The sequence below is a fragment of the Vibrio sp. V19_P1S1T109 genome, assembly GCF_002241375.1.
In the GTDB taxonomy this organism is placed as follows: Bacteria; Pseudomonadota; Gammaproteobacteria; order Enterobacterales; family Vibrionaceae; genus Vibrio; species Vibrio anguillarum.
This window is the reverse complement of sequence record NZ_NDIM01000160.1, coordinates 1-7,187: the sequence shown is the minus strand read 5'-3', so window position 1 is coordinate 7,187 and position 7,187 is coordinate 1. Positions and strand designations below refer to the sequence as shown.

Annotated in this window: 6 protein-coding genes; all 6 read left to right on the top strand. The window is 45.5% G+C overall.

Annotated features, from left to right (window positions below; translation table 11 throughout):
* The first annotated feature begins 282 nt into the window (after positions 1–282).
* The 6 genes from B9J87_RS07570 to B9J87_RS07540 all read left to right on the top strand — a co-directional run bounded on the left by B9J87_RS07570 (position 283) and on the right by B9J87_RS07540 (position 7,125).
* Positions 283–828 (top strand): fimbrial protein, encoded by a 546-nt coding sequence (locus tag B9J87_RS07570; RefSeq protein WP_094150030.1) that lies wholly within the window; start codon positions 283–285, stop codon positions 826–828.
* A gap of 69 nt (positions 829–897) precedes the next feature.
* Positions 898–3,399 (top strand): fimbria/pilus outer membrane usher protein, encoded by a 2,502-nt coding sequence (locus tag B9J87_RS07565; RefSeq protein WP_254918109.1) that lies wholly within the window; start codon positions 898–900, stop codon positions 3,397–3,399.
* A 62-nt stretch (positions 3,400–3,461) separates the two neighbouring features.
* Positions 3,462–4,169 (top strand): fimbria/pilus periplasmic chaperone, encoded by a 708-nt coding sequence (locus B9J87_RS07560; RefSeq protein WP_094150027.1) that lies wholly within the window; start codon positions 3,462–3,464, stop codon positions 4,167–4,169.
* A gap of 10 nt (positions 4,170–4,179) precedes the next feature.
* On the top strand, positions 4,180–4,755 hold the full coding sequence (locus B9J87_RS07555) for a fimbrial protein (protein WP_141201552.1): 576 nt from the start codon (positions 4,180–4,182) through the stop codon (positions 4,753–4,755).
* A 353-nt stretch (positions 4,756–5,108) separates the two neighbouring features.
* A complete protein-coding gene (locus B9J87_RS07545) occupies positions 5,109–5,918 on the top strand; it encodes a hypothetical protein (RefSeq protein WP_094150025.1) in 810 nt (269 codons plus the stop codon).
* Between the two features lie 772 nt (positions 5,919–6,690).
* Positions 6,691–7,125, top strand: coding sequence for a hypothetical protein (locus B9J87_RS07540; protein WP_094150023.1), 435 nt, complete (start codon positions 6,691–6,693; stop codon positions 7,123–7,125).
* Positions 7,126–7,187 lie beyond the last annotated feature (62 nt).

Sequence of the window (7,187 nt, the reverse complement as noted above, 5' to 3'; positions counted from 1 at the left end):
ACCTTATATGTTCCAATTTATTGCGTTCATGCTATCTTTTTGTTTTTTATGGTATTTTTTAGTATTTTTTTGGAGTTTATAATCCTGTTTTTTTTTGTGCATAATTCATTTCGTCAATTTGATTGGTGTTGGTTAAGTTTTTAACTCAAATCAAAATCAACCACCGATTAAATCAAACCAAACAAAATAAGAAACCAACCTACCAACCTAAGTCTACTAAAAGAAGAATCTAATATCTTCTTCTTCTTTTAATAGCTTAAAAAACGAAACTAGGATTAAGAAATGAAAAAAACAATTATCGCTTCTGCAATGACAATGACAATGACAATGCTTTCTGCCTCTGTATTCGCTGCGGAAGCGCCAGTTGACCATGGCCATGGTGTAATTAACTTTGTGGGCTCTATCGTTGATGCGCCATGTTCTATTGCTCCAGAAAGTATCGATCAGACCATCCAAATGGGTCAGATTTCTAATGTTCTATTAGAAAAAAATGGTGAGACACCACTACGCCCTATTGAAGTGCATCTTGAGTCTTGCTCTCTAGAAACTGCGAAAGCAGCCACTATGACATTCACAGGTAATGCTGACGGTGTTATGACTAAATCTCTTGCTATCCAAGGTTCAGGCAAAGGCGCTGCTATTTCTCTAGTCAACATGAATGACAGCGCTTCAATTGAACTAGGTACAAAAACTAAGGGTATCGAATTAATTGAAGGTGACAACATTCTAAACTTTGGTGCCAAGCTTGTTGGTACAGTTAAAGAAGGCGAAAAAGCAGTTCCTGGTGAGTTTACTGCCACTGCAAACTTTATGATCAGCTACGAGTAAGTCTAAGCATTATTAGGACAATACGCGCAGGGATGCGCGTCTTTTTTAAGGTTTGCATGGGGTTGGTAATTGAAACATATAAACAAAAAAACATTATCTCTGATTGTTTCATCCGCCATTCTGGGTGGGATGGAATCATCTCTTGCTGCAAATATTGAATTTAATACTGATCTACTCGATGTTAAAGATAAAGAAAGCATTGAATCTGGTGTTTTTCAGCAAGCTGGATACATAGTGCCTGGCGAATACAGCATGCAAATGGTCGTCAATAATATGTTGATTGGTGAACGCAAAGTGCTTTTTTATGAGCAGGGCGAGAACGAATCACAACTTTGCTTAACATCTGACTTAGCTAATGAATTAGGCTTAAAAACAGCCGAACTTGATCGTTTATTGGCAAGTCCACTTATGTCGATCGAAGAAGGTTCAGTTTGTTATAATCCTGAAGTACTTGAGGGTATGCTGATCAAGGGTGAATTAAACAAAGACACTCTTACAATCTCCGTGCCTCAAGCTTATCGAAATTATATGAGTGACTCTTGGGAGCCACCTTCTCGTTGGGATAATGGAGTGAATGGTGCGCTACTTGATTACGGTATCAACCTCCGTAATGACCATTCAGAAAATAACAACAAAACGAGCCTAACTGGTTACGGCGTGGCTGGAATTAATGCCGACGTGTGGCGATTGCGAGCGGATTGGCAAGGTCGTTACCAACACAACGAAAATAAAAATGGTCTAGAAGATTCTGAAAGCGAGTTCGATGTCCGTCGTGTCTATGCCTATCGAGCTTTACCCGAGCTGCATGCCAAATTGACGTTGGGTGAACAAGATCTCGGTAATTCAATTTTTGACGGTTTCCAATTTACCGGAGCTTCATTGATCACCGATGATAAAATGCTGCCTCCGAATCTACGTGGTTATGCGCCAGAAGTGGTAGGAATAGCTAAAACAAACGCCAAAGTAGTGATAAGCCAACAAGGCCGGGTTATTTATGAAACACAAGTCGCATCTGGGCCTTTTAGAATTCAAGATCTGAGCAGCTCTATCAGTGGTATGTTGGATGTGCGGGTAGAAGAGCAAGATGGTTCAGTGCAGACTTTTCAAGTTAACACCGCCACTATTCCGTACCTATCTCGCCCCGGCTCATTACGCTACAAATTCAACAGTGGCAAAGTTAGCAGCAGAACACATGAGTTAGACGGACCTGCCTTTGCCAGTGCTGAGTTTTCTTGGGGGGTTAATAATGGTTGGTCACTACTTGGTGGCGGCTTACTTGCTGATGATTATTCAGCCTTATCCGTAGGTGTCGGCCGAGATCTGCTTAAGTTTGGTGCTATTTCATTCGATGTCACTGAGTCGCGAGCTCAACTTCCAGAAGGGACGAAAAGTGGCGGCTCTTATCGAGTCAACTATTCGAAAATGTTTGAACAGTATGACAGCCAAGTCGCGTTTGCGGGATATCGTTTCTCTGAGCGGGATTTTATGACCATGAATGATTTTATGGTCGCTAAAAAGATTGGCGAGCCATACCGTGGTGGCTCGAAAGAGATGTACAGCGTGGTATTGAGTAAGCAGTTTAGAGATGCAAAGCTGGGTGCTTACGTAGACTATACACATCAGTCCTATTGGTCGCAGACTGATAGTGATCGAATTAGTCTTTCGCTCTCTCACTCCTTCGATGTGATGGACTGGCGAAATCTGAGGACCTCAGTGAGCGCTTATCATCTTGAGCAGAATGATCGCACTGATGATGGGCTTTATTTTACGCTGTCGGTACCTTTTGGAAATAATAAACACGTTAGTTACAGCGCTTCAACCATGGGCGGAAAAACCACCAATAGCATGAGCTTCTATAATCGAGTTGATGAACGCAACAGCTATTCAGTGACTGCCTCAACGTCACCGGCTGGTGAAAGTGCGAGCGGTTTCTATACTTATACTGGTGATAAAGCCAATGTTATGGCCAATATTAGCCATCAAACAGGTGGATCAACCGCAGTAGGTGTATCACTGAATGGTGGCATTACCGCGACAGGGCAAGGCGTTGCGGTGCATCGTGTTGGTGTGATGGGGGGGAGCCGTATTATGGTCGACACGGATGGTACCAAGGATGTTCCAGTACATGCCGGTGGGCTGCCAACGTATACCGATAAATACGGCAAGGCAGTGGTAGCCGATGTTGCTAGCTACTATCGTCAACGTACCAGTATTGATGTCAATAAGTTAGGTGAAAATGCCGAGCCAATCGGCACCCCGATATCCATGGGGACCTTAACAGAAGGGGCTATCGGTTACCGCCATTTCGATATGCTTTCGGGCAGTAAGTTGATGCTTGAACTGGTTAAATCGGACGGTAAACCCGTACCTTTTGCCACTGAAGTATTCAATAAGAAAGGTCAGGTCTTGGGGATGGTTGGCGAGGATGGCATGGCCTACTTGGCTGGCCTACATAGTAGCGATATCGTCGAAGCACGTTGGGGGAGAGAGCAACATTGTCACATACAGCTACCTTCACCGTTACCTGCATTGGACACAATGGCTAAACTCACCTGTACTAATGACCGATAGTTTATTATTAGATTGAGATAAACAATATGAACAATACATTACGCTATACTTTTCCTCTGTGACTGGCCCTGCTGGCGGGCCAGTCACAGGCTGCGGTCTCTTTGGATAGAACACGGGTTATTTACCCGGGAGAGGCTAAATCGATGAGCCTTACCATTCGCAACAACAACAAAACCATGCCTTACCTAGCACAAGCTTGGTTAGAAGATGAAGAGGGTAATAAAGTTAATCAGCCTTTTACCTTGTTACCCCCAGTTCAGCGTTTGGAACCTGGCATGGAGAGCTTAGTAAAAATCCAGACACTCCCTAGTGTCGCGCAGCTACCTCAAGATAAAGAGAGCTTGTTCTACTTTAGCCTGCGAGAAGTGCCACCACGCAGTGATAAACCGAACACGCTGCAGTTGGCTCTGCAAACACGCATTAAGTTTTTTTACCGCCCTGCAAGCCTCTTGATTGAGCCCGGCAGCAACAAAGCTCCGTGGCAGGAGAAATTAACACTGCAGCAAGTGGCGGGAAAATATCAGTTGAACAATCCCACCCCTTATTATGTGACGATTGTGGCCGCAGCAACGAGTGTAAAAAGTGAAGGCATTGAAGGATTTGAAGCAGTCATGATTGCGCCAAACAGTAGCGCTGAGCTCAACGTGGAGACTGCCAAACTCGGCGCCAACCCAACCTTTACTTATGTCGATGACTTTGGCGGACGCAGAACCATCAGCTATCAGTGTGCAAACACTTGTTATTTCGTGGCAGAAAAAGAGGCCAAGTGAGGAAGCAAACATGATGTGCAGTTCACATGAGGCGGCGCAGGCTGCCAATCGGGGCAAAAAATGGCGCAAAAGCTGGGTCACCGCTCTGCCATTGTTGCCACTCTGGCTACCTTTTTACGCCGTGGCGGGTAGCCAAGAACTGATGATGACCATCACCGCCGAGGTGGTGGGTCAGCCATGCTCACTGCGTCCGGGGGATGAAATTATTCCTGTCGATTTTGGCAATATTAACAATAAAGAACTGTTGCGCGATGGCAGAACCCCAAGTAGGTCGTTTCAGTTGCACCTGGATGAGTGCGATCCCTCCATCGCAGACAGTGTCAGCGTCACGTTTTCCGGGGTAGCCAGTGAAGAGAGAGCGCTATTGGCACTCTCTGCTGACAGTCAGGCAAAAGGCATTGCGATAGGGCTAGAGCAAGGCGGCCAAGCGTTACCGATTAACCAGCCGAGCCGTGCTTTCACTTTAGCTGAGGGCGGTAATGTGCTTGATTTTGCCGCCTATGTGCAGCTATTGCCTTCAGCACAAACCGGGGTGACGCCGGGGCACTTCAATGCCACCGCCAATTTCACGCTGGATTATGACTAACGACTACCGCGGGCAACATGCTCGATGACGTCCGCGATGGTTTATTTGATTATTCTAGCCCGTAGCCGATGGCGGCTTCGACGGGCCATTGCCACCTTACATGGCCATTTGGCCTAAGGCGGCTTTTCACTTCACCCAGACAAAACCCAGATAGGTAAGCTAAGCAAAGGGTTCGATTGGCTGGGTGGTTGGTATAACGAGCAGGGAAGATTGGGCATTGCGCCGCGCGCCCTGCATCATTACCGTACTCGATCTCTGTGGCTTTATGAGCAGGCTCGCCTCCAAGGCTATTCCCATCAGGAGTGCCTAGCGTGAGTGCAGGATTATCGGGTACGGTGGAGAAGATGTTTTAAATGAGAAAACTACTGACAAGAAATAGTTGTCTGAAAACCTGCATACTTTCCCTAGCCCTCTTCAACATAAACAAAGGCTTTGGCATAGAACTAGCTATCGACCATACCAACATGCCCTGGTCAAAAGTGACTATGACATCCACTAACCTAAACGAGCTCAACACCCACATACTCACTCCACTTGGTTATGTATACTCTCAAACCCAGCTTAAAGTAATGTGGTCAGACCCGTATGGGTTTCTACTCGCTGAGTGTACAACTCCAGAAAACCCCTACGGGAACGACTTAGTGTCAAACCTGCCCCCGACAGATCCGAAGCGCATTGCATATATGAACATAGCTGTTGAACACATAAACAAGTGCGATTGGGTGACATTTACATATGACGGTTCCTACTCCGGTGAAATCAGCGGTGTCGAAATAACATACAGGGATAGACCTAATGGGCCCTACTCCGACGGTATGATGTTCGGCGGTTTCCCATGGTCCGCTCCCAAACCCCCCGTGGCCTGCGAAAGTTATGTGTCCAGACATGTGTCCCTACGCTCCGTAGCGGCTGGGGAGGCGACCGAAGGGGAAGGCGTTATCCGCGTGACTTGTGACAGCAACGCTTCCTTAGAAATCAGCGTTAATAACCAAAGTCCTCTGGAGACTACCGAAGGCTCAATACTTGAGTTTAATTACGGCAGAACCCACGTGATTGAAGGGATTGCGCCATACGAAATTTTAATACAGGCAAACATGGTCAAGTCCCCCTCTGTCGCGGGGGCCTATGAATGGGCGGTGCCGGTAAAAATAACATATGAATAGTTAAAAACTATGTGTATAACGGGCCGTGCTGACCTGTTTGTTGCGTCGGCTCGGCTCTCCTATCGCGGGAGCCGATCAACTACATTAAACCGAAACCCATGATAAAAAACTACAACACCGTGACACCTCCCCTGCTATCATCGACCGGGCGGTCAAAACCTCACTTACCATCCAACCAATCCTCCCCCCTCTTCCTAAACACTCCCTTGCGCGTCCCCTATGCCCCGGTTCCTATATCGCTAATGAACATCCTTGGCAATCTTCTTCAATTCCTCTCTCTTGTCTCTATAGCATTAAGAACTAAGCAAAAAATAAAAAATTTCTGAGATGGCGTGCTAAACGACGACCACAGTAAGCCCATGCGCTTGAGCAACTTCTGACTGCCTGCTATTTAGATACAAACGGTTTACCTCCCGCATACGCCTGAATATGGTCATAAAACGCTCCCCATTGGCCGATTCTCTCATAACAACCTTTATGCGTACATATGATGCCGTTAAATGTTACCTCCTACCTTTCTCGATTTTTATTTCTGTAAAGGTTATGTTCAGTTGACATGGAGTTTGTTGCTAATAATTTGCTACCCAACCTATTGATTCTAGAATAATTCTGAATTATTCCATGTATAGAATCCCGCTTTAACCAATGACAGTATTATGTTGCCTCACGGCTTGGGGTGAGCGGCCTGAGAAAATGATATTCACTCTCCGCTTGTTGCCCTCAATCATTAATTTAATCAATTTAAACTCTTAAGAAGTAAAAAGGGAAAAACATGAAACCAATGCAATTATCAGCGTTAATGGCGTGCGCAGCGCTTGGGCTATTTGGCGCAGTAGGTCACGCAAACGCGGCCGATACCTCAATGACGCAGAGCAATGAGGTGAGCAATACAGCGAGTCCGGATGAGTACCCAGTTGTTCTTCCTGCTCAAGTATCGGGTCTTGGAGGTGATTTAAACGTAAGAGCTTATGCGATTAAGCATCTCTATGAAACTATGGTTATCAGCTACTATGGTAGACATGGTTTATTAGTAGATAAAGATGAGTATGGTTACGGTACGCACGATATAGATAGTGTTCTTTCAGTTGAAGTGAAAAAAACATTTGCAGTTCCACCGGAGATGATTCTTGTCAGTATTAAAGATGAAAATGGAGATATTTTAGCGAGTCAGGCTACTGATATTTGCTCCATAACTCATTTTTGTTAGTGAGCGTCTAGCTCAAGCGCCAAGTTTGGATAACTTGGCGCTTTTTGTACGTATAGTTATAT